The organism is Lysinibacillus sp. FSL K6-4013 (genome assembly GCF_038630435.1).
GTDB classification, from domain to species: domain Bacteria; phylum Bacillota; class Bacilli; order Bacillales_A; family Planococcaceae; genus Lysinibacillus; species Lysinibacillus boronitolerans.
In genome coordinates this window covers 2,316,257-2,338,207 of sequence record NZ_CP152031.1, presented here as the reverse complement: position 1 = coordinate 2,338,207, position 21,951 = coordinate 2,316,257, and the positions used below count along the sequence as shown (strand labels likewise).

Genomic DNA, 21,951 nt, shown 5'->3' with positions numbered 1-21,951 from the left:
CAGAAGGAAGCGGACACGATGAAATTTGAAATTCAGCATACAAATATTTTTCAATATGAGTCTGAAGTCGATCAAAGCTTGAATACGATTCGTTTAAAGCCGCGTAGCGATGAGCGTCAGCGATTATTATCTTATCGAATTGCCATAACGCCATCCTCCCTAACCCGTGAGCATACGGATATTTGGGGCAATACTGTTGGTTCCTTTTATATACCAGAGCAACATCAAATACTAGAAATTCATACATCTTCAATTGTAAGTATTCAGCGTGCACCATTTATTCATCGTATTCAATATTCGCCCGAAATGCAGACCATCTTTCACTCACAGCTATTCTATGAGCATTATTTACCGTATTTAAAAGCAACACATTTTACATTTATGACAGAGCAGCAGCTAGAGGAAGTTTATCATGCGATCGGTCATGCTGAAAATCCTGTGCTCTTTTCGCTTAATTTAATGCAGTATTTATATTCTAGCTTTGAGTATGACCCGACAGCGACCAATGTAACTACAATAGCAAGTGAGGCATTTGCATTAAAACGGGGTGTTTGTCAGGATTTCACCCATGTCATGCTTGCTGTTTTACGGGCGAAAGGAATACCAGCTCGCTATGTCAGTGGCTATCTATATGTCGATGAAAACTCAGCCCTCATCGGAGATATCGCTACACATGCCTGGGTAGAAGTCATGATTCCAGGTATTGGCTGGATCGGTCTTGATCCTACAAATAATGTGGAAGTATTAGAAAACCATATTATTTTATGTATTGGACGCGATTATAGTGACATTAGCCCTGTGGAAGGGGTATATACAGGAGGCAAGCATGATTTAACAGTCAAAGTAAATGTCAAAGCATTGAATCATTTATAAAAGGCGTGCAGTAATGGTGATAAATCGCGATTACTGCACGCTTTTATTCTAGGCGCTGCTGTCTTTCTGTTAGCACCCATTTTCGTACATAGCCCATTTCTTGTTGAATATGCTCCAGTGTTTTTTCCTGTTGAAACGCCCGTTGCATCACCGTATAACGCAAGTCAGTGGCTCTTACATTCTTCCCTATATCTTGGGATATCGTTTGAAAAATGCGTTCAACTGTTTTCGTAGTAATTGGCTTCGCTATACTTGCCTCGCTTACCCAAACCCATTCTCCCACCTCTTGCTCATGTAAATTGCTCGTCTCTTTTTTATACTGTGCGAGCATGTCCATGAGGATCGTTGAACACTTTATTTCTCGACGACCATTTCGGTTGGCTATAAAAAGAGTCGCTTTTTCTTCCTTAAAGTGTGTCCATTTCATGCGAACGAGCTCGGCAGGCTTACAACCTGTTTCCATCAACACTTGAACGATACAGCCATTGCGTCTTGCCAGCCATGCATGCTCCTTTGTTTTAGCATATTGAAAATAGGTGGGCCATACGTTTGCAATTTGCATGATCTGCTTATTTGTCAGTGCTTGCAGTGTCTCTTTTTGTCTTTTTTTTGGCTGTAAAATATGCTGATAATCAAAGGGCTTCACCCATTCTCGTAAAAAAATAAAGTCTACAAAGCCTCGTAATGTCGCTATTTTATGGTTAAAAGTATTGATATTACTATAGGTTTCCTTTAAATAGTCGCAGTAGAGCTGTAATAAATTTTTCAATTGATGATCTACATACAAGTAGTTTTGCTTATGGGCGAATGTTAAAAATTGCTGCCCATCCATATTGTATTGTTTTTTTGTGGCAGCACTTTTTTTCAATGATTGCAGCAGTAATACATAGCTATTCCATGCGTCCTTGAGTGTAACCATGTCGCCCCTCCTTGTTTACTTGGCGTGAGTTATTTATATTTTACTATATTTTGGGTGCGTAGGTTTAATTTCATTTTAATATATTGTAATGTCGGATAATCTGTATTTCCATAACATAAACCCGCTTCTACCATTTAAATGCCCCTTACATAATGAAGAAACATATGTTCCGAAAGTAGTTTCTCATAATTTTTGCTTTCTTACAATAGTAAATTCCGCTCCCCTGTTGTAGTACAATAAATGCTTACTATTCCCTACATTCTTGTATAACAACGCAATTTTATGTGAAAATTCGTATCATTTCGTGTTTATCGTTGATTGTGTTATATAATAAAGGTAGACACTAACATGTAGGAGGCTTTCCGATATGCAAGTAAAAACGACTCGACTGGAAGCAGAAGATGCAAAAATTATTTATCAAGAAACAGCTGGACTAGCGATAATTACGATTCATCGACCACAAGCAAAAAATGCATTAACCGCAAACATGTGGGATCAATTAGCCAAGATTGCCCTACAAGTATTAGATAATCCGAAAAATAAAGTACTAATTTTACGGGGCTCTGGCCAAAACTTTACAGCAGGCTCTGATATTAAAGAGTTCAATGCCATTTCTCTTGAACAAGCTGAAGAAGCCTTTGTACATATGGAAAAAACCATTTCTACCATTGAGCGCCTCCCGATTCCAACGATTGGCGTCATCAATGGGCCTGCGATGGGTGCTGGCTTGGAATTAGCCTTGGCCTGCGATATCCGCATTGGCTCGGACAAGGCCAAGCTCGGTATTCCTGTCGGTAAATTAGGAATCACCTTAAACAACAAATTTGCACAGCGTTTAGTCCAGCTCGTTGGCCCTGCCACAACCAAGGATTTAGTCTTTACAGGACGAATGTTTAAAGCAGAGGAAGCCTTCAAGCTTGGAATGCTTAACTACCTAGTAGCTGAAAAAGATTTAAATAAATACATGATTCGTATGGGTAAGCTTGTTGCAGGAATGTCGCCTGAATCCTTACTTGCCGTGAAGCAATCTGTTCAAGAATGTCTCGATAGTGTGCCGACCTTATGGCAAGGCTCTTCGCCATTTGTAGGCAGTGATTTCGCAGAGGGTTGTCGTGCCTTTGTGGAAAAACGCCAGCCACGGTTCACCCGCCAACCAAAGTAAAAAACAGGTACTCTTAACGCCAACGTGCGCGCAGAGTACCTGTTTTTTACGCTTTTTTCTTTTGCAAAGCCGTTTTCACATGTACATGAATAGCATCTAATTCATAGCCAAAATGTAGATAAAAGTCTTGCTGCACAGCTTGTTGTAATGCCAATAAACGTGCTGCTAGTGGATAATCGATCGGTAGCTTTACCTGAATAGTGAGGATAGCTTGAACCTGATCTCCTAGCACAAATTGTGCCTGCTCCACCTTTTGTACAATGGCCTGTTGGCTACAGCAGTATGTCAGTAGCTGTACATAAACATGCTTGCTGATTTCTATATATTCCCGCTGAAAATCAGGGCGTACAATTGTCGTTTCTCCGATTTTTTCACGTTTCGATGAAAAAATCTCCATGCCCTTTTGCACCAATCGTTTAAAGAAATTTTGCTCCACTTGTCTATATGGAATTGGCATAACATGCTTACCCTGTGTTTGACGGATAAAGCGTGCTTTTTGAATTTCTTTTAATGAACGGACATCTTCCACATCATAATAGTGATCAATTGGACCTAGCTCTAGCTGCTTGGCAATACTATTCGTCATTTTAGTCGATGTGCCTATCAGTAAAATAGACTGTACCTGATGATGAACTAGCGCCTTTTGGACAGCCTCACGATGGACAGGATCTGTAAAAATGGCGCGTCGTACAGCGGTAATCGTATTTTTTTCAAATTTTGCAGAAACGCCTGCAACCCTGACACCATTCACAATGAGTAATCCATCATCAACAATGGCCTCCACCCCTAATTTATGGGCAAAGGCCAGCGCACTTGTACTTTTGCCTGTGCCACTTGGTCCACTTAATGAATAAACCTTCACTGCCCTTCCCCCCTTACAATATCGTTTTCGCATCTGGTGGTAATGTGCGTACATGCTTCAAATAGGCTGACATATGAGCATCATCCTCGTGAGGGTACGCGAACTGAAAGTGATGGGCTACCTCCTTTGCGATACTTCGAAAGAGTGTGCATGCCGCAAACAGGGCATTCCACATGTTAGTATAATCAGCGTCGGCATAGGTTTTTACGTACAATGCCCAATAATTAGCTGGCACATAATTTTTTAAATACTTCCCCATTTTGCCTGTAGATATCTGATAATGATAGTGCTGACCAATCCACCAATTAAGCATTTGATGCAAGGACTGCCTTGTCGTTTCCTCAAACATTTGCTTGGCATATGGGAGTTCGTCTCGCCAAATGCCCTTGGCTACATTTTGTAAGCACCACCAAAAATCATTCGTACAGCTAGCAAATTGCCCCTCAGTCGGTGGACTAATATGATAGTCGCAATCTGAGGATGGAGAGATAGGTGGCAAAAGCTGATCCTTATCGAGTAAAGGGACGGTCAGCTTGTCTTGGCCATACTCATCTAGCATAGCTTGTATCGATAATAAGCGAAGGTCAATGCGATGCCCATCCTTCAGTAGCATTAAATATGTATAGCTATAAGAAAAGTCTTTGTCCAAGCCAAGCCCCTTATCCAATCGATCAGGCTCCTGCACCATCAGCCGCTCACCAAATACGTGAATCCATTTATCATCTTGTAAGAAAGAGGCTATGTCTGTTACGACATACACAACATCAAAATCTTGAAACATATCCCTTGGAACATTCGGATTTGCTCTTGAGCCATTTAGGTAAACAGCACGAATTCTAGTGTCCTGTTGTGCAGTGGCTAGGATTAAATCATACATTTCTTGCTCTGTTCTCATAAGACTCACCCCACCTGAAAAGCTTTATACTCAGTATAATACACTTTCCTCTTTGAAGGAATTTATAGTAGCTTCCCCCAATGGTAGAAAATCTTTTTTCGCTAGTCTATGCACACATCCTCTCCATTATATAAATATTTTCTTTTTTCAGAATATCTGTCCCTTTCTGCGCTTCAGTATGATAAAATGTGAACTACTATTCTGTTATACAACTACAAGGAGTGTACTAGTTTTGAAAATCGTACCATCTAAAAAAATGTCATTATTTACACCAGCAATTTTCGGAGATTTGAAAAATTTTGCTCGAGAGCAGCAAGCAAAGGGCATGACCTTAATTGACCTAAGCTTAGGCAGCCCTGATCTTCCTCCACATGCCAAAATACGTGAGCATCTTTCCTATCGTGCAGGTTTAGCCGAATCTTATGGCTATACACTGACTGGCACACAGCGTTTTTATGACGCGGTGAGTCGCTACTATAAGCGTCGTAGTAATGTTGATCTAGATCCCGCGACAGAAATTATTCAAACAATTGGTTCGCAAGAAGGCTTAGTGCATTTACCAATTGCCTTTTGTGATCCAGGAGACATCGTCTTATCCACAAACCCAGCTTATGTAGCGTATGACGCAGGGATTCACTTAGCTGGCGCAACACCTTATTACATGCCTCAAACAGCCGACAACGATTATTTACCTGATTTAGACGCTGTACCAGAAGAAATTGCACAGAAAGCAAAGTTATTGATTTTAAACTTACCAGGAAATCCTGTACCAGCGATGCCGTCATTAGCATACTTTGAAAAAGTCATCGCCTTTGCTAAAAATTATAATATCATCGTCCTCCATGATGCTGCCTATTCAGAGTTCTATTTTACGGGAGATGGCCCTATTAGCTTCCTAGCTGCACCAGGTGCAAAAGAGGTCGGTATGGAGATTAACTCCCTCTCTAAAAGCTTTAGCCTTGCTGGAACACGTATTGCCTATATCGCAGGAAATGCAGAAATGATCGCTGTTATTAAGCAATTAAAATCAAATTTAGATTTCGGTATTTTCGAGCCTATTCAGGATGCGGCTGTCGTAGCATTGGATAACGCTGAGGAAATTACGGAAAGCTTACGTGCCACTTTCTCAGAGCGCCATAAAACGCTGATGAATGGCTTACAAGCTTTAGGCTGGGAAGCCGCACCCTCTGATGGTGGAATGTTCGTATGGGCTAAATATCCCTATGCTATCGATTGCACAGAATTAGCCTTTCAATTGATTGAACAAGTAGGCGTTGTCACAGTTCCAGGAACCGTATTTGGTACAGCTGGACAAGGCTATTTACGTTTAGCATTAGTTCAACCAAAGGAACTTCTGCAAGAAGCCGTGGAACGCTTAGCAAAAGTACAATTATTAGCAAAGCAATAATTAGTCAATGTAAAAACCCTTCTAACATTTTGTTGGAAGGGTTTTTCTATGATGGTTAAATCCACACATCATTTTCAGCGGTAAGCTCTGATTGCTCCTCACCTGTATTCACGACACCCATTGGCTCTACAAGCAGAATTTTACACTCCGAAGCAGCAAAGGGTTTATGTTCCACATTGCGAGGAACCACAAACATCTCTCCTGCGTGCAAGCTTACCTGGCCATCTCGGAATTCGATGATTAAATGCCCCTCCAGGACAATAAACACCTCATCCGTATCCTCATGCTTATGCCAAACAAAATCCCCCTGAACTTTAACGAGTTTGAATTGATAATCGTTCATTTCAGCAATGACCTTTGGAGACCAATGCTCTTGAAATTTAGCCAATTTCTCTTGAAAATTGATCGGTATGTATGCCATTTCCTTTTCCCCCTTGTTTTAGCTCTACTAGTAGAATAGCATACTGCGATTTTCCACAGCAAAAAACAGCTACTGCATTGCTAGCAGTAGCTGTTTTGTTAGATATCATATTTTTGATGAACGTCATCTTCGTAGCGGTTATAGCGCTGCTTAAAGAGCTTGAATAAATGCGTGACAAGTACCTTAAAGATCGCATAGCCAGGAATCCCTAAAATAACACCTGGGACACCGAATAACGAGCCTGCCGTTAATAGCACAAAGATAATCGTAATTGGATGAATACTGAGTGATTTCCCCATAATTTGCGGAGAAATGAACTTTCCTTCGATTAACTGAACGATTGTCCATACAATCGCTAGCTTAATCAGCATCAATGGAGATGTAACAAGAGCGATAATGACTGCTGGTGTGATCGCAATAACGGGTCCTAAATAGGGCACCACACTTGTAATCATCGCAAGGAAGCCGAGCAATAAAGCATACTTCATGCCAATAATTAAGAAGCCAATCGTCACCATTGCTCCAATACACATGGATACTAAAATCTGTCCCTGTATGTACGAACTAATTTGCTTGTCCATGTCATGGAAAATCTCAGTTACCTCTTTACGCATACGTGGCGGGCACACTTTCAGCATAAATTTCGGTAATTTTTCGCCCTCTTTTAGTAAATAAAACAGGATGAATGGCACCGTTACAAGTGATAGCACAATACCTGTTAACGTTGATAGGAAGCCCGTAATACCAGATGCCACACCCTGCGCTACATTGGTAGCCATATCCTTCACTGTTTTTACCATATCTGTTGTGAAGTTATTCAAAACTTCATCAAAATTAAAACTAATTTTATCTAAGTACTCATTAAAACGTGAATGATTCAGGAATTCTACAATGTTTTGCGTAAATGCCATGAAGTACTCTGGGAATTCCTGTGCTAAATTAGTGAACTGATCGCGTAAAAATGGATAGACTAGCACCACAAGTAATGTAATGACACCAATGACCGCAATATAGAGGATTAAAATACCCCATATCCTTGGGATACGCCATCGTACCAGAATCGCCAGCAATGGGCGTAATAAATAGTAACCAATGACGGCTAGTACCCCAGGTAAAATGACTACTTCAAATAAAACTTGTAGCGGGGTAAAGATAAAGGAAACTTGATTAAACATAAAAATAACACATGCCACCAGTAATAAAATCACCAGTGTAAATAATAGGTTTCTACCACCTAAAAAACGAATAAACTTGGTTGCTAACAGGCTTGAACGCTCTTTTGGTCTCTCTTTTTCCATATATCCACCCCAATCCAAATGCTCTACCTTTATATTACAGGATAATGCTGGTTTTTGCGAAACATCACTCTAGTGAAATACCTAAAAAATCACTTAAAAAGGCTTTGTTTTGCTCTACATCGATGACAATGGAATCGCCCGCATGGCTAAAGTTTTGGAATCGATAGCTCCCCTCGATAGGGATGGTTGCTTTCTCAATGTTTACCTTGCCCTTTGATAGCAATTTTAGCACTTGCTGCATTTCCTCAGTAGATGAATAATCTGTTGTGATATAGCCCTGTGCCGCACCAACAAATTTTGGTAAATGCAGCATATTCGAAGGTGTTAATAACTCTGTTTTTAATGCTTCAATTACTTTTTGCTGACGTGCAACACGCCCAAAATCGCCTTCTGCATCATGACGGAAGCGCGCATAGCCTAGTAGCTCCTGACCATTTAAACGATGAACACCTTGCTTTAACTCTACCCCAATATTTTCAGACATATCCTTTTCAACATCCATTTCCACACCATTTGGTGCTAAAATATCCACTAATGATTCAAAGTTTTTAAAATCAATCAGTGCATAATGATGGATCGGTAGGCCAAACATATTTGTCAATGTATCCTTTAATAGCTGAACACCGTCTAGGTAGTAGGCTGTATTAAGCTTATAGGATTGATAGCCTGGTATATCCGCGTAAATATCACGCATAAAGGATACGAGTTTAATATCGTTATTTGCTTTATTCCAGGATAATACCATCATTGTATCGGTACGTGATTTTTCCTCTCCACGTGTATCGACCCCTAAAATCAAATAGTTTTCGATATCCCCTTTGATGCTATCACCCGTAAAATCTTCCTGTGCTACTTTCGTGTCATTGGCTAGCTCTAGTCCACTGCGATATTGCATGACCGAATAGCCGACAATCACAATGATACACAATAGTAATAGTGTAAAAAATGCTCTCCCTTTACGTAATCGACGCTTTTTAGGACGTTGGGAGCGTCTTGTATAATCTTGCTCTTCCATAACAACTAACTCCTCTATTTTGATATAGTTAATGTAACGATTGATTAGCTAGAAAGTTTCATTTTAAAAAGGATCTATTCCATGTTTTTCTATCTAAACGTTATTTTACACCCATTTGCACAGTTTGGCGTAAAACAATGCTATAATATTTTCACAAAAGAAAGGATGATTCAAATGATAGAAAAAGCGACATTTGCTGGCGGCTGTTTTTGGTGTATGGTCAAGCCATTCGTCGAGTGGGACGGTATACATAAAGTCACTTCAGGCTATATGGGTGGCCACCTAGAAAACCCAACCTATGAAGATGTCAAAAAAGGAACGTCAGGTCATTTAGAAGTAGTGGAAATCGAATTCGACCCTGCTATTTTTAGTTATGAGCAGCTCCTTGATATTTATTGGATGCAAATTGACCCGACGGATGCGTATGGACAATTCCATGACCGTGGCGAATCCTATACAACCGCAATCTTTACCTATACAGATGAGCAAAAGCAAATCGCAGAGGCCTCGAAAGAAAAGCTTGCCAATAGCGGACGCTTTGATAAACCTATTGTAACCAAAATTCGCAATGCTGAACGCTTCTACCCAGCAGAGGACTATCATCAGGATTATTATAAAAAAGAGGCAGCTCACTATCAGCAAGACCGTGCCGTTTCTGGGCGAGATACATTCATTGCGAAGCATTGGGAAAAATAATAAAGAAAGAGGGGTCTCACAAGCTGGAGACACCTCTTTTCTATGCGATGGCAACAAATTTATTAAACGGAGGCCTCTAAAAACGATTGTAGTGCGTCAAAGAAGCGTTGACCATACTTCTCATATTTCACTTCCCCTATACCACTCACCTGTCGTAAATCCTCCAATACGGTTGGTCTTTTATCACATAGATCACGCAATGTTTTATCGGAAAATACAACAAATGGCGGTACTTTTTCCTCATCAGCAATCTCTTTGCGTAATACCCGTAAGTGTTCGAATAATGGATCATTATCCACCAGCTTCTTCACTGTGACAGCTTCCTTCCGCATGACCTGTCGATTGCCAAGCAGCACTTCCTTGCCTTCAGCTGATACATAAATTGTTGGGAATGTACCGTGCTTCACGGCCAGCAAGCCCTCTGCAATTAAAAATTCGATAAAGTTGGAGACATCCTTTGAGGCATATTGTCCTTTTAAAATGCCATAGGTCGATAAACGGGCAAAGCCAAATTCAGCTATTTTTTGATTTTTAGAGCCAATTAACACTTGTGCCACCATGGTCTTACCAAATTTTTGTCCCATACGCACAACACAGGCCAGCACCTTTTGCGCATCCTCTGTCACATCTGTCACTGCTCGCCCGTCAATACAGTTACTACAACGCCCACAAGGCTCCTCCTCTACTTCTCCAAAATACGCTAAAATCGCATTCTGTAAGCAGCCCTCTGTATGGCAATAATCGACCATTGTTTGTAGTTTAGCTAGCTCCTGTGTAATACGTGCCTCATCCTGTGACTGTTCGATAAGAAAACGCTGTGTTTGAACGTCCCCTGAAGCATACAGTAAAATGCAGGCACTTGGCAGACCATCTCGGCCAGCACGGCCCGCTTCCTGGTAATAGCTCTCCATATTACGAGGCATTTGATAATGCAATACAAAGCGCACATTACTTTTATCAATCCCCATACCAAAAGCATTCGTTGCCACCATGATACGTGCCTCATCTTTTAAAAACCGCTCCTGCTCAGCCATCCGCAAGCTCTCTGATAGACCTGCATGATATTTTGCAACGGCTTCACCAGAGCGGCTCAGCACATCATAAATGGCGTCCACCGCTTTTCGAGTAGCTGCATAAATGATGCCCACTTCCTGTTTATTTTGTTGTACATAATTTTTTACATACCGTTCTTTATTTTCACCAATTAACACCGAAAGTGCCAAATTCTCACGTGAAAAGCCTGTCATGACCGTTGCCTGCTCATCAATCGCTAACAATTGACGAATATCATCACAAACCGTTGGCGTTGCCGTGGCTGTCAGCGCTAAAACAGTGGGCTTTTGTGGCCATAGCGTAAAAAGCTTGTGGATCGAACGATAGCTTGGTCTAAAATCATGCCCCCATTGCGATATACAATGGGCCTCATCCACCGCAAGTAATGGGACAGATAAATACGACAATGCTTGAAGAAACGTCGTACTTTCCAGTCGTTCAGGTGCAATATAGAGGAGCTTTAAATAACCTGCACGAGCAAGCTGCATGGTTTCATCCACTTCCTGTGCTGTCAGCGTACTATTGATATAGGCTGCTGGAATATTCGCTGTACGTAAAGCCTCCACCTGATCTTGCATCAGTGAAATCAGAGGCGAAATCACGATGGTTAACCCCTCAAGCATTAACGCTGGAATTTGATAGCAAATGGATTTCCCTCCACCTGTTGGCATGACACAAAGACTTGACTGCCCTCGTAATGTTTGTTCAATAATTTGGGCTTGTCCTTGGCGAAAGGTATCATAGCCAAAATGATGCTGTAGCATTTGTCTAGCTTGCTCCATGCAAAATTCACTCCTTGTTTGTGAGACCAAGTAGCTTGTACTCGCCCTGTTCATTTTTTTCTAACTCATACACCATATTGGAGTAGGCAAGTGCCTCCTGTCCAGCAGCATTCGTTAGGATATATTCCGTTTTAGCCTGTACGATAAGACGCTGTCCCTCTACACGAATTGCCTGAATATCCGTGTCGGAGAAATGAATTTTGGCTTGCTTGGAAGCATAATAGGCAACCATACTAGCCAAGGTTTCTTGTATAGCCTCTGTGCCGACAATCGATTTCATCACACTTGCATCCTGAGTTGTCACTGCCCCCTTTAAATGCTTGTGAAACGTATCTAAAAATAGCTTAATTTCATCGGTATTATATGCAAATACATTTTCTCCATATTGTTCGATTGCTTGCTGTACAGCTTCTTTATCCCCTTGTTCAATATAGGGGTACAAGTTTTTCGATTGGGAAAGTCGTACACTGGCTGTCATGCCCTCTTCAATCCATTCATCAATGGATGCTTGGAATTCCTTTATAGGCAATATGTATGGCTGGGATTCTCCTTGCTGTTGTCGATTAAAATATAGACCGACAATGGCGCCATTTTCAGCCTCCATAACAGGGCTTCCTAGAGGTATCGATTGTTCTGCTTCTATATAATAAGCCGCAACTTTATCTTGGTATTTTTGAATCGTATAGGGTAAGCCATTCACATAAACAGCTAGCTGATTGAGTTCACCTTCATATAGCTTGGGCACTTGCACATCCGCTTGATAGGTTACTCGTAATAGGGCCATATTATAGGCGGTTGACATAACATGAATAGTTGCTGCTACCAGCTTGTCCTGACCAAATTGAACAAGGGCAGTTGGTTTGGATGCCACTAGTGCGCCATTCGTTAAAATATACAGTTGATCATCCTGTTGTCTGATAATAATGCCTGCTCCAACACCATGCTCTCCAATCACTTTGACCTCTGGGACAATTTTTTCCTGTTGCTTCGTCACAGCTCCCTCTGTTTCCACCTCTGCCTTTTTATTTTGAAACCATCCTGTCCCTATTTGACTGTCGCAGCCTGCTACAAGAAAAGCTGTCGCTCCTAAAATGAGCACTTTTTTATACATACCTTCACCAAAACTTTCTTTTCTACATTCTCTCTTCTCTATCATAATCAAGGACTAGTAATGTTTCAAGTTTACATAATATTATTATAAATTAATTAATATTAGAAAAATGTAGCAACTACCCTAAAGTCATTTCTTTCTACCCATTAATATTGGGGAAAGACGAAATTTGCTATGAGGATGGAAGGATATCATACCCACAAAATAATTTTCACATAAAAAGACATGTGCAACCTGACACATGTCTCTTACAATGATTTTTTCCTTAATAGTCCTGTCGTTATTAGAATGCCGAGCATTAATAGTACAAAGATCAGATACGTCCATGTATGGTTGCCAGTTAGGTCATAGCAAACGCCTATTAGAATGGGGATAATGGCACTTACCATAAAGCCACCTGCCAGCACCATAGATGACCAACTAGTGGCCTCCTGATCATTTTTGGCTTCATCAAGAGGCAACAATAGGCCGATTGGAAACAGCCCACTTAACACAATACCAATTAATAAAACAGCCAGCCATAGGTAAATACCTGATGTCAGCCACAGCAGCATAAATCCTATCACGCCAACAAAGCTTAACACTAGTAGCCATGCCATTCGACTGGGCCATTTTTCCATGAACATTGGTACCGCCATATTCCCTATCATTTGTACAATCGACATAATGGTCAGCATGGTACTTGCTGCCTCTAATGACAGGCCTTTATCCTGCAATAGCGGTGTAAGCCATGACATGATTGAGAAAAAAAGTGATGTTTGTAAACCAAAGTACAGTAAGATTACCCAGGCACGTCTAGATGTCCACGGATTACGGACATCTTCTGACGCAGTTACTTGGTGTAGCTGCTCGTTGTGTTCGGATGGAATTGCCGCTAGCCAGATAGCGAGAGCAACTATCGCAAGGATTGACCACATACCAAGGGCGATTGTCCAGCTATTACTGAAACCCTGATAAAAGGTCACGGTTAAGGCTGCACTTAAAGTAGCCCCTACGCCAATACCGAATGAATAGATACCGACAACTGTCGTAAAGCGTTCTGGAAACTTTTTCTTAATATAAGCATTTAAAATAGGACCAATCATTGCAATCGCTAAGCCTGCCGCAAAGCTTGTCACGATGAGCAAGAGATAGCTTGCTTGGAAAAAGCGTAGCCCATTCGCGACGACCAGGATAGCCATTAAAAGGGTGATAGCTGATTTCGTGCCCATTTTTCGCTGAAGTGGGACAGCCAATGGAGCAAATAATCCCATACAAAAAACGGGAATCGCTGTGAGAAAGCTCATGCTTGTATTCGAGACATGTAAGGATGTCATGAGGACGTTAAAAAGAGGTCCTATTCCCGTGACGGCTGGTCTCATATTAAGTGCTACAAAAAATATACTAATGACCACGAAGGTGAGTGAAATGGTCCATTGTTTTTTAGCCATTTGTTCGATCCTCTCTACTATTACACATCATTCATTTATGAAAAGCTTGCATGGATTCCTCTATCCTTTTATCATGTTTTCGAAGGATGGTCAATCATTGGACAGTTTGCCTTTAAATAGCTATTATTTATTACATATTTTCAGGTGCTTCAATACCTAATAAGGCTAATGACTCTTTTAAAACAATGGCGACACTCTGACATAGTGCAAGACGGGATGCTTGCTGTTCATCATCTGCTACTATTTTGTGCTGTGCATAATATTTATTGAATAAGCGTGCCAATTGTAAGGCATATTTCGCTATTTGAGACGGATCAGCCTGATCAAAAACCATAGCTACCGTTTTGGGAAACTGTTCTAATAATAAGATAATCGGCCAAGCCAGCTCTCCTAAAGAATTCAATATCATATCTTGAGTCGGAGCTTTCGCTTTATCTAAAATAGAGCAAATACGTGCATACGTATACTGTACATATGGACCTGTTTCGCCTTCAAAATTCATCATCTGCTCGATTGAAAATTCAATATCGTTTAGACGATGGTATTTTAAATCATTAAAAATTACCGCTGCAACCCCCACTTGCTGTGCTACTTGCTCTTTATTTGAAAGATGAGGATTTTTCTGCTCAATATTACGCTTCGCCGTCGCAATGGCCTCAGCTAGCACATCTGCTAATAACACCACTTTGCCTTTACGAGTCGACATTTTTTTGCCATCCTTCAGCATCATGCCAAATGGGACATGTTGCAGATTCTTTGCCCAAGGATAGCCCATTTTTTCGATGACCTGAAAAAGTTGTTTAAAGTGGAGGGACTGCTCATTACCAACGACATAGAACATCTTTTCGGGCTGATAGTGCTGTTGACGATACAGGGCGGCTGCTAAATCACGCGTCGCATACAGCGTGGCACCATCCGTTTTCGTTATTAAACATGGAGGCATCTCATCCATCTCCACAACATACGCACCGTCTGATTCTACGAGTAGCCCTTTGTCTTTTAGCGCTGTCACAACGGGTGTCATTTTGTCATTGTAAAAGGCTTCACCTGTAAAGGCATCAAAATCAATTCCTAACAGCTTATAGATTGTTTGAAACTCATCTAATGACACATCTCGGAACCATTGCCACAATGCTAGTGCCTCTGCATCACCATCCTCCAATGCTTTAAAGGCGGCACGAGCCTGTTCATTCAGTGTTGGATCTTGCTCTGCCTCTTCATGAAATTTCACATAAATCTTTAGCAACTCCTTAATCGGTGACGCTGAAATAGCCTGTTTGTCCCCCCAAAGCTGATAGGCAACAATAAGCTTACCAAACTGTGTACCCCAGTCCCCTAAATGATTGATACGAATGGCTTGATAGCCATTTTTCTCTGCTATATTTGCTAAGGCATTTCCGATGACCGTTGAACGTAAATGTCCCATCGAGAAGGGCTTGGCAATATTAGGAGATGAAAAATCCAAGACGACAGTTCCCATCTTTGTTGAGCTAGTACCATATTGTTGCTTATCGCGCAGAATCTTGCTCAACACCTGTTGCGTTACCTGTTGCTGAGCTAGAAAAATATTGACATAGCCACCAACGGCTTGCACACGCTCGATACTGTCATGGTTTAATTGACTTGCTATTTGTGCTGCAATACTTTGTGGAGACTGTTTCCACACTTTTGCTAGGGTAAAGCATGGAAAGGCCACGTCCCCTAGCTCCAAGCTTTTTGGTTTTTCTAATAGTGACAATATTTCCTCCCCTGTTATTTGCTGCTTTAATACGACTGCTATACTATCGGCGATTTGTTTATTCATCTTGCTCCTCCTCCTGTCCAAATAAAAAAGCCCTCGCCTCTATAATTAGAGACGAGAGCATGATAATCCCGTGGTACCACTCTAGTTGCCATGTGACATGACCACTTTCCATTGTTAACGAGGTGACGCCCCGCTATTCTCTACTACTATTTCGAGAATCTTCTCCAAAGTGCACTCCATTCATGGTTCCTGCATTAGGCTCCCACCATCCCTAACTCGCTTGCCAGTCTTCCCATCAATTACTCTCTTTTTCATCGAATTTTTCTATGATTTTGACATATATTACAGGACTTCCTTAGCAGCGTCAACCTTTTTTATGTTGCCCATTCGGCAAAAAACGCTCCTCACAATGAGGAACGTTTTTTTTCTACATAATGAATAACATCAGCCATAATGGCATACATCTCTTTTAATTTTAGTTCCTTATTATGAGAGATTTTTTTGGCTACTTGCTCAGTGACGATTCCTTTTTCAACTAACGTATCCCAGCTAGTCGCATTGGATTCACCGATGAGGACATCAGCCAAATATTGGGCTAGCTCATCTCGCTCAATGGGTTCATCACCTTGATTATAAACTTTATTGATAACAATTTCGAGCTGATCCTTCATTCCTAATGCACTTTCTCCACCGGCACGTAGCATACTCTCTTTTAACATTTTCGCAAACTTTATTTTCGTCGCCTTACTATCTACTTTTAGGTCATTATCATAGCCGCCCACTACAAGGCCGTAATTAATGAGCGTTTGAATGGCTTCATCATACCATTCTCCTTGATATGGGTACTCAATTGAAAATGAATCAACATATGCACCTTGTTTAGTCAATTGCTCTTGTAATGTAGCAATTAATTGTTTATCCTTGCTCATGTCTCTAAAGGTTACATCATGCTTCTGTGCAAGAGCAGCCGCAGTCCCTGCCGCTTCACCTGTCACCATCCCTGTTGGAACAATACGTGCACTACCAGCTGCGAGTGATGAGTAACCAGCAGAGCGTCCGACAACCAGTAAGCCATCAATGTCCTTCGGTACTAATGAACGGAATGGAATGGCATATTGCTTTGGTGATGCGATCACATAGCCGTAATCATGAGGCGTTTGCGCTTGCACATCGACTGGATAAGAGGCAATGCCAATGCTATCCCACTGATCACTATTTTTCCAAAGGTCTGCCATTGGTAATTGATACTCTGCCCAAATATGTCTTGTTTCTCGGACGTAGAGTTCTTCTGGATAGCTAACAATTTCAGCTTTTTCAAATCCTTGGAAGTTTGTTTGTAAATATTTTAGAATGTGTAACGTTTCTTTCTTCCCAGTGGCAATAGCCGCTTGTTTGGAGGATTCATTCAAGCCATCAATACCAAAAATCTGTAAGGCATTGATGAAATATTCATCATCTACACGAGCTAAGTTTAACCCTCGTAATCTTGTACCCTCTTGTAATGGCTTGTATTCATCATGCAGCTTTGTAAAGCCCCACATAACGGTATGATTTAAATTAGCACCGCCAAATACACCAGACTTAGCCGCTTTTTTTACTTCATCCCAATCGACATTTTTTAGATGCAGCATTAAAGTCACAGCCATACGCTTATCCTTTATGCCAATATCTTCTCCACCCACAAAGAATGGAACGCCTGACATGGCTGCAAAATCAGCATCCTGTGTAGCATCTATGAAAGATTTCCCCGTCACAACATATGTACCGTACTTATTTTTTAATTCCACGGACGTTAATTGTTGTTGTTTAACATTCGCTTTCACGATCTCGGTTTGCACGGATAAAGTTAAGTTGGGCTCTTCATCGATCAGCTTTTTAAAGGCTGCCTTAGCACCTACAATGCCAAAAGCGTCATTCCCTCTAACAAGCTCATGCCATTCCTTAAATATTCCCTCACTTATCGAGTTGTTATGGCCATCACGAGGAATGTCGAGGAAATTCAGCATACCATATGTAAATAATCCACCTAACTCTTGTCGTTTTTCGACCAACAATGTTTTTGCACCATTTCGAGCAGCAGCAACAGCAGCAGCAACACCCTCTGGTTCACCACCGATGACAATAACATCATATTCTGCCTCTATATGTTCAATTGGTTCTGGCTTTTTATACTCATCCACTAATTTATTGTATGCCATAGAGTTTGTTATTTCTTTAATAAAATAGTAGCTACCAAACCCAAGTAAAACTACTATTACACAAGTGGCTGTCCATAATAAGCCCTTACCCATAATATACCTCCAATTGTTAAATTTACCATCAATGTGTTTGTTTAATCATCATTCCCGCCTCAAGGGCTGAATGTCCTAGTTGAACGCAGGCATATCATTACCACAAATGAATAATTTTTTAGCTTATAGCATTCTCTATGAAATTATCATCAAGATAAATGAATGAAATCATTTATGAGGATTGTGATGTTTTTAGTCTAACATTAGCAACACCAATCTAGGATAAATGAAAGAGCCACGAGTAGCTGGCATTCAAAACGGGGATGGTCTTGTGGGCACCAGTGATGATTTACTTGACATATAAACAGTCAGAATCATTTTAGACGAAACCTTTGTGAATAAGCAACTAAAATCCCCATGGAAAATGATGTCATTTTTCTATTCTTTTTCAAAAATAGTTAATCACACTACAATAGACGCTCCACTCTCAAAGAAAGTTACACCAAATTTAATTTTTTTATTGTATCTTTATTCAGTTTATGTTTAACAAAAAATGTGGAAAGAACGCCAAACCTTGATTTAATAATGTTTATAGACTATGGAACATATTTCATGCTATACTAGAGCCATTGTGAAAAAAGGAGGAACTTGCATGATTCAAGTTAGTAATGTAGGTCTTCGCTATGGCGATCGTAAACTATTTGAAGACGTAAATATAAAATTCACACCAGGCAATTGCTACGGTTTAATTGGGGCAAATGGTGCTGGTAAATCAACATTTTTAAAAATCCTTTCTGGTGAAATTGAAGCGCAAGAAGGCAATGTATCGATGGGTAAGGACGAACGTTTATCTGTTCTGAAACAAAACCACTTCGAATACGATGAGCATACAGTGCTCGACACAGTTATTATGGGGAATAAACGCCTTTATGACGTGAAAACAGAAAAAGACGCTATCTATGCAAAGGAAGACTTCTCAGATGAGGATGGCATGCGTGCTGCAGAGTTAGAAGGTGAATTTGCAGAGCTAAACGGTTGGGAAGCTGATTCAGAAGCAGCTACACTATTGAACGGTTTAGGTATCTCAGATGATCTTCATTACATGCTAATGGGCGATCTTGAAGGTTCTGACAAAGTTAAAGTATTACTTGCACAGGCCCTTTTTGGTCAGCCTGATGTGCTATTACTCGATGAGCCTACCAACCACCTTGACTTAAAGGCAATTCAATGGCTGGAAGAGTTCCTGATTAACTTTGAGAATACAGTTATTGTTGTATCCCATGACCGTCACTTCTTAAACAAAGTATGTACACATATTGCGGATTTGGACTTCTCTAAAATCCAATTATATGTAGGGAACTATGATTTCTGGTATGAGTCTTCTCAATTAGCGCAAAAAATGGCACAAGACCAAAATGCGAAAAAAGAAGAGAAAATTAAAGAACTACAGGCGTTCATCGCACGTTTCTCTGCGAATGCTTCTAAATCAAAGCAAGCAACATCTCGTAAAAAAATGCTGGATAAAATTGAGCTGGATGATATTAAGCCATCAAGCCGTAAATATCCATTCATCAACTTCCAAATCGGCCGTGAAATCGGTAACGATGTCCTAACAGTAGACGGCCTAACGGCAAGTCATGAAGGCGAAACACTATTCAAGGACATTCGCTTCTCGATGAACAAAGAAGATAAAATTGTTTTACTTGGTAGCCCAATGGCGAAAACAGCACTTCTAGATATTTTAATGGAAGAAAAAGAAGCAGATGCTGGCACATTTAAATGGGGTGTAACGACATCTCAAAGCTACTTCGAAAACGATCATGACAAGTACTTCGAAGGTTCTGAAAAAACATTAGTAGAATGGCTACGCCAATATTCTCCAGACGATGAAACAGAAAGCTTCCTACGTGGTTTCCTAGGACGTATGCTGTTCTCTGGTGAAGAAGTGAAGAAATCCCCTGCTGTTCTATCAGGGGGCGAAAAGGTACGTTGTATGCTATCAAAAATGATGCTTGCAACAGCAAACGTTATTTTATTAGATGAGCCAACGAACCACCTTGACCTTGAATCTATTCAAGCATTGAACGAAGGCTTAATTCGTTTCAAAGGCGCAATGATTTTCACATCTCATGACCATCAATTCATCCAAACAATTGCTAACCGTGTCATCGAAATCCGTGAAGACGGTACTATTTTAGATAAGCAATTAACATATGATGAATTCTTAGAGTGGAAAGATAGCCAAGGCTTAAGCTAAGCTTTACAAAAATCCTCTACCAACAGTGGTAGAGGATTTTTTTGTCTTTTGCGTTTATATGGTTTATAAAGGTATTAAAGGATTTTTATAGAATGATAGAGTATAGCATTGATGAGGGGGAAACGTTGTGAAAAAAATTGCCATTATATCAGATATTCATGGAAATAAAACGGCATTAGAGGCCGTGTTAGCAGACATTCGTTTAAGAAAAATTGACAGAATTTTTTGTTTAGGTGATTTAATTGGCAAGGGTCCTCAAGGATCTGCATGTATAGAGCTCATCCAACAGAATTGTGAGCAAGTCGTTCGAGGCAATTGGGATGTATTTATTCAATCCCCTACTGACAATGATTTTCTACAATGGTTTAAAGATCGATTAACAACAAAAGACTATCAGTATCTCGGGTCATTACCCTTTCATATTGATCTTGAATTAAATGACCAGCTTATTAGATTTTTCCATGCATCCCCAAGAAGCGAGTTTGAACGTATCTTACCGAGTCATCCACTTGAAAAGCGTTTATCTATGTTTGAGAATAATGCAGTAACCAATTCAATCCATTACAAGAAACAACCTGATATTGTGTTCTATGGTGATATCCATACAACTTTTTTACATACATATAAACAAGGAATTCTTTGTAATGTTGGGAGTGTTGGTAATTCACTTGACTTAACTTCCGCTTCCTATGCCATCCTAGATGGAACACAGTCCAATAATGCCATCCAATTTATTAGAGTAGCATATGACCGTGAGGCTGAGCTAATGATCGCAAAAGAGCTGGGTATGCCTCAATTAGACCAGTATTATAAGGAAATTATGTTTGCCAACTATCGAAATGCTTAGTACCGTCACAATCAAAAAAGAATCCATTTTGATGTCAAAATGGATTCTTTTCTCCTATTCAACGTTGGAAATACCATTGTAGCGCATTCTCATAGAGGATTTTATCAGCAGCCTGTTGATCAAAAAGCTGTTGAATCAATTCAACATCCGCATTGTTAAAAGGTCGTTTGGCTCTTGTGGATGGCAAATCTGTTCCAAACATAAGCGCATCTGGATTAACATGATAAATCGCTTGTAACGCATGCTGCACATCTAGCTCTACACGACCAAAGCCAGTCGCCTTGACACGTATACCCTTATCAACAAGCTTTAATAGATGTGGTAGCCCTTCTTCCGACAGCCCTAAATGATCGATGGAGATGGCTGGTAATGCTTCAATTGTCGAGGCTATCTCGGGTAATTCCTTCGCATCGATATATAATTCACTATGCCAGCCCACCAAATCATAAACCCGTCGTGCAAAGGTATCTAGCTGTGATAAATCCTCTGAGCCACCTCGTTTTATATTAAAGCGTAATGCCCGTACCCCATTGTTATGTAAATGCACAATTTCATCATCCGTGACCGTATTAGGTAATTGCGTTACCCCACAAAACGTGGGACCCAGTTGTTTCAATGCTTTTAAAAGATAGGCTTGGTCAAATCCTTGAAAAGATCCTGATACAATGGCGCCTCCCGCTATCTGAAGATTCACTGTATCCTTTTGATAATCCGCTACTATATAGCTTGGTGGTGTATATCCTTGATTTTCGATAATCGGAAAATTAAAGTCAATGATATGAAAATGTGCATCAAAGATTCGCATTATCCATCCCCCTTTTTCCTTTGAATTTACCATACTCTAAATATAAGTTATAATACGAATTTCTAGCCATTTGTCATAAAGAAAACTTATTGACTTGCCATAGCTTATGTTCCTTCTTCTCTTTTCAAGTTGATAGAACAAG

The 21,951-nt window shown here is 40.4% G+C and carries 18 protein-coding genes and 1 other annotated feature; of the genes, 6 read left to right on the top strand and 12 right to left on the bottom strand.

The window, feature by feature from the left end; all coding sequences use genetic code 11:
- Positions 1-18: 18 nt before the first annotated feature.
- Positions 19-873 carry a transglutaminase family protein gene (locus tag MHB39_RS11550; protein ID WP_048392841.1) on the top strand — a complete coding sequence of 285 codons (855 nt, stop codon included), beginning with the start codon at positions 19-21 and terminating at the stop codon, positions 871-873.
- A 43-nt stretch (positions 874-916) separates the two neighbouring features.
- On the opposite strand, the gene MHB39_RS11545 is transcribed toward MHB39_RS11550, so the two are convergent.
- Positions 917-1,792, bottom strand: a complete 876-nt coding sequence (locus MHB39_RS11545; RefSeq protein ID WP_342546840.1) for a site-specific integrase — start codon at positions 1,790-1,792, stop codon at positions 917-919.
- A 367-nt stretch (positions 1,793-2,159) separates the two neighbouring features.
- On the opposite strand from MHB39_RS11545, the gene MHB39_RS11540 reads away from it, so the two are divergent.
- Positions 2,160-2,954 carry an enoyl-CoA hydratase/isomerase family protein gene (locus MHB39_RS11540; protein WP_036079040.1) on the top strand — a complete coding sequence of 265 codons (795 nt, stop codon included), beginning with the start codon at positions 2,160-2,162 and terminating at the stop codon, positions 2,952-2,954.
- Positions 2,955-3,000: 46 nt separating this feature from the next.
- Here the strand turns inward: MHB39_RS11540 and MHB39_RS11535 are convergent, their stop codons facing one another.
- Positions 3,001-3,816, bottom strand: a complete 816-nt coding sequence (locus MHB39_RS11535) for a hypothetical protein (RefSeq protein ID WP_342546837.1) — start codon at positions 3,814-3,816, stop codon at positions 3,001-3,003.
- Positions 3,817-3,829: 13 nt separating this feature from the next.
- Positions 3,830-4,711 carry an aminoglycoside 6-adenylyltransferase gene (locus MHB39_RS11530; RefSeq protein WP_342546836.1) on the bottom strand — a complete coding sequence of 294 codons (882 nt, stop codon included), beginning with the start codon at positions 4,709-4,711 and terminating at the stop codon, positions 3,830-3,832.
- Positions 4,712-4,943: 232 nt separating this feature from the next.
- Between MHB39_RS11530 and MHB39_RS11525 the strand changes: the two genes are divergently transcribed.
- Entirely contained in the window at positions 4,944-6,119 is a 1,176-nt protein-coding gene (locus MHB39_RS11525) for an aminotransferase class I/II-fold pyridoxal phosphate-dependent enzyme (RefSeq protein WP_342546834.1), read from the top strand.
- A 55-nt stretch (positions 6,120-6,174) separates the two neighbouring features.
- Here the strand turns inward: MHB39_RS11525 and MHB39_RS11520 are convergent, their stop codons facing one another.
- The 3 genes from MHB39_RS11520 to MHB39_RS11510 all read right to left on the bottom strand — a co-directional run bounded on the left by MHB39_RS11520 (position 6,175) and on the right by MHB39_RS11510 (position 8,853).
- Positions 6,175-6,540 carry a cupin domain-containing protein gene (locus MHB39_RS11520; protein WP_342546833.1) on the bottom strand — a complete coding sequence of 122 codons (366 nt, stop codon included), beginning with the start codon at positions 6,538-6,540 and terminating at the stop codon, positions 6,175-6,177.
- 98 nt (positions 6,541-6,638) lie between these two features.
- Positions 6,639-7,838 (bottom strand): AI-2E family transporter, encoded by a 1,200-nt coding sequence (locus MHB39_RS11515; protein WP_016992686.1) that lies wholly within the window; start codon positions 7,836-7,838, stop codon positions 6,639-6,641.
- 64 nt (positions 7,839-7,902) lie between these two features.
- Positions 7,903-8,853: an LCP family protein gene (locus MHB39_RS11510; protein WP_016992687.1), complete on the bottom strand. Its 951-nt coding sequence runs from the start codon at positions 8,851-8,853 to the stop codon at positions 7,903-7,905.
- A gap of 174 nt (positions 8,854-9,027) precedes the next feature.
- Here MHB39_RS11510 and msrA point away from each other — a divergent pair, with 174 nt between their 5' ends.
- Entirely contained in the window at positions 9,028-9,549 is a 522-nt protein-coding gene (gene msrA / locus MHB39_RS11505) for a peptide-methionine (S)-S-oxide reductase MsrA (protein WP_081977511.1), read from the top strand.
- Between the two features lie 62 nt (positions 9,550-9,611).
- Here the strand turns inward: msrA and recQ are convergent, their stop codons facing one another.
- The 5 genes from recQ to MHB39_RS11480 form a co-directional block, all read right to left on the bottom strand.
- Positions 9,612-11,384, bottom strand: a complete 1,773-nt coding sequence (recQ, locus tag MHB39_RS11500) for a DNA helicase RecQ (protein ID WP_036079031.1) — start codon at positions 11,382-11,384, stop codon at positions 9,612-9,614.
- A 7-nt stretch (positions 11,385-11,391) separates the two neighbouring features.
- A complete protein-coding gene (locus tag MHB39_RS11495; protein ID WP_342546831.1) occupies positions 11,392-12,495 on the bottom strand; it encodes a hypothetical protein in 1,104 nt (367 codons plus the stop codon).
- A gap of 248 nt (positions 12,496-12,743) precedes the next feature.
- Positions 12,744-13,925 (bottom strand): MFS transporter, encoded by a 1,182-nt coding sequence (locus tag MHB39_RS11490; protein ID WP_342546829.1) that lies wholly within the window; start codon positions 13,923-13,925, stop codon positions 12,744-12,746.
- 130 nt (positions 13,926-14,055) lie between these two features.
- Entirely contained in the window at positions 14,056-15,729 is a 1,674-nt protein-coding gene (gene argS, locus MHB39_RS11485) for an arginine--tRNA ligase (RefSeq protein ID WP_342546826.1), read from the bottom strand.
- Between the two features lie 44 nt (positions 15,730-15,773).
- Positions 15,774-15,993: a binding site (T-box leader), on the bottom strand.
- A gap of 80 nt (positions 15,994-16,073) precedes the next feature.
- Entirely contained in the window at positions 16,074-17,960 is a 1,887-nt protein-coding gene (locus tag MHB39_RS11480) for an FAD-dependent oxidoreductase (protein WP_342546825.1), read from the bottom strand.
- Positions 17,961-18,552: 592 nt separating this feature from the next.
- On the opposite strand from MHB39_RS11480, the gene MHB39_RS11475 reads away from it, so the two are divergent.
- Both MHB39_RS11475 and MHB39_RS11470 read left to right on the top strand, forming a co-directional pair.
- The gene (locus MHB39_RS11475; protein WP_036079018.1) at positions 18,553-20,157 is read left to right on the top strand and encodes an ATP-binding cassette domain-containing protein; all 1,605 of its coding nucleotides are present in this window, start codon (positions 18,553-18,555) and stop codon (positions 20,155-20,157) included.
- Between the two features lie 127 nt (positions 20,158-20,284).
- On the top strand, positions 20,285-21,004 hold the full coding sequence (locus tag MHB39_RS11470; RefSeq protein ID WP_036079017.1) for a metallophosphoesterase family protein: 720 nt from the start codon (positions 20,285-20,287) through the stop codon (positions 21,002-21,004).
- Positions 21,005-21,062: 58 nt separating this feature from the next.
- Here the strand turns inward: MHB39_RS11470 and MHB39_RS11465 are convergent, their stop codons facing one another.
- On the bottom strand, positions 21,063-21,809 hold the full coding sequence (locus tag MHB39_RS11465) for an amidohydrolase family protein (RefSeq protein ID WP_036079015.1): 747 nt from the start codon (positions 21,807-21,809) through the stop codon (positions 21,063-21,065).
- Positions 21,810-21,951 lie beyond the last annotated feature (142 nt).

What these genes read in the sequence shown, in the direction of transcription:
- MHB39_RS11495 (WP_342546831.1), bottom strand. Translation starts at nt 12,495, where the DNA reads ATGTATAAAAAAGTGCTCATTTTAGGAGCGACAGCTTTTCTTGTAGCA.
- MHB39_RS11550 (WP_048392841.1), top strand. Translation starts at nt 19, where the DNA reads ATGAAATTTGAAATTCAGCATACAAATATTTTTCAATATGAGTCTGAA.
- MHB39_RS11510 (WP_016992687.1), bottom strand. Translation starts at nt 8,853, where the DNA reads ATGGAAGAGCAAGATTATACAAGACGCTCCCAACGTCCTAAAAAGCGT.
- MHB39_RS11540 (WP_036079040.1), top strand. Translation starts at nt 2,160, where the DNA reads ATGCAAGTAAAAACGACTCGACTGGAAGCAGAAGATGCAAAAATTATT.
- MHB39_RS11475 (WP_036079018.1), top strand. Translation starts at nt 18,553, where the DNA reads ATGATTCAAGTTAGTAATGTAGGTCTTCGCTATGGCGATCGTAAACTA.
- MHB39_RS11490 (WP_342546829.1), bottom strand. Translation starts at nt 13,925, where the DNA reads ATGGCTAAAAAACAATGGACCATTTCACTCACCTTCGTGGTCATTAGT.
- MHB39_RS11515 (WP_016992686.1), bottom strand. Translation starts at nt 7,838, where the DNA reads ATGGAAAAAGAGAGACCAAAAGAGCGTTCAAGCCTGTTAGCAACCAAG.
- msrA (WP_081977511.1), top strand. Translation starts at nt 9,028, where the DNA reads ATGATAGAAAAAGCGACATTTGCTGGCGGCTGTTTTTGGTGTATGGTC.
- argS (WP_342546826.1), bottom strand. Translation starts at nt 15,729, where the DNA reads ATGAATAAACAAATCGCCGATAGTATAGCAGTCGTATTAAAGCAGCAA.
- MHB39_RS11545 (WP_342546840.1), bottom strand. Translation starts at nt 1,792, where the DNA reads ATGGTTACACTCAAGGACGCATGGAATAGCTATGTATTACTGCTGCAA.
- MHB39_RS11465 (WP_036079015.1), bottom strand. Translation starts at nt 21,809, where the DNA reads ATGCGAATCTTTGATGCACATTTTCATATCATTGACTTTAATTTTCCG.
- MHB39_RS11530 (WP_342546836.1), bottom strand. Translation starts at nt 4,711, where the DNA reads ATGAGAACAGAGCAAGAAATGTATGATTTAATCCTAGCCACTGCACAA.
- MHB39_RS11520 (WP_342546833.1), bottom strand. Translation starts at nt 6,540, where the DNA reads ATGGCATACATACCGATCAATTTTCAAGAGAAATTGGCTAAATTTCAA.
- MHB39_RS11480 (WP_342546825.1), bottom strand. Translation starts at nt 17,960, where the DNA reads ATGGGTAAGGGCTTATTATGGACAGCCACTTGTGTAATAGTAGTTTTA.
- recQ (WP_036079031.1), bottom strand. Translation starts at nt 11,384, where the DNA reads ATGGAGCAAGCTAGACAAATGCTACAGCATCATTTTGGCTATGATACC.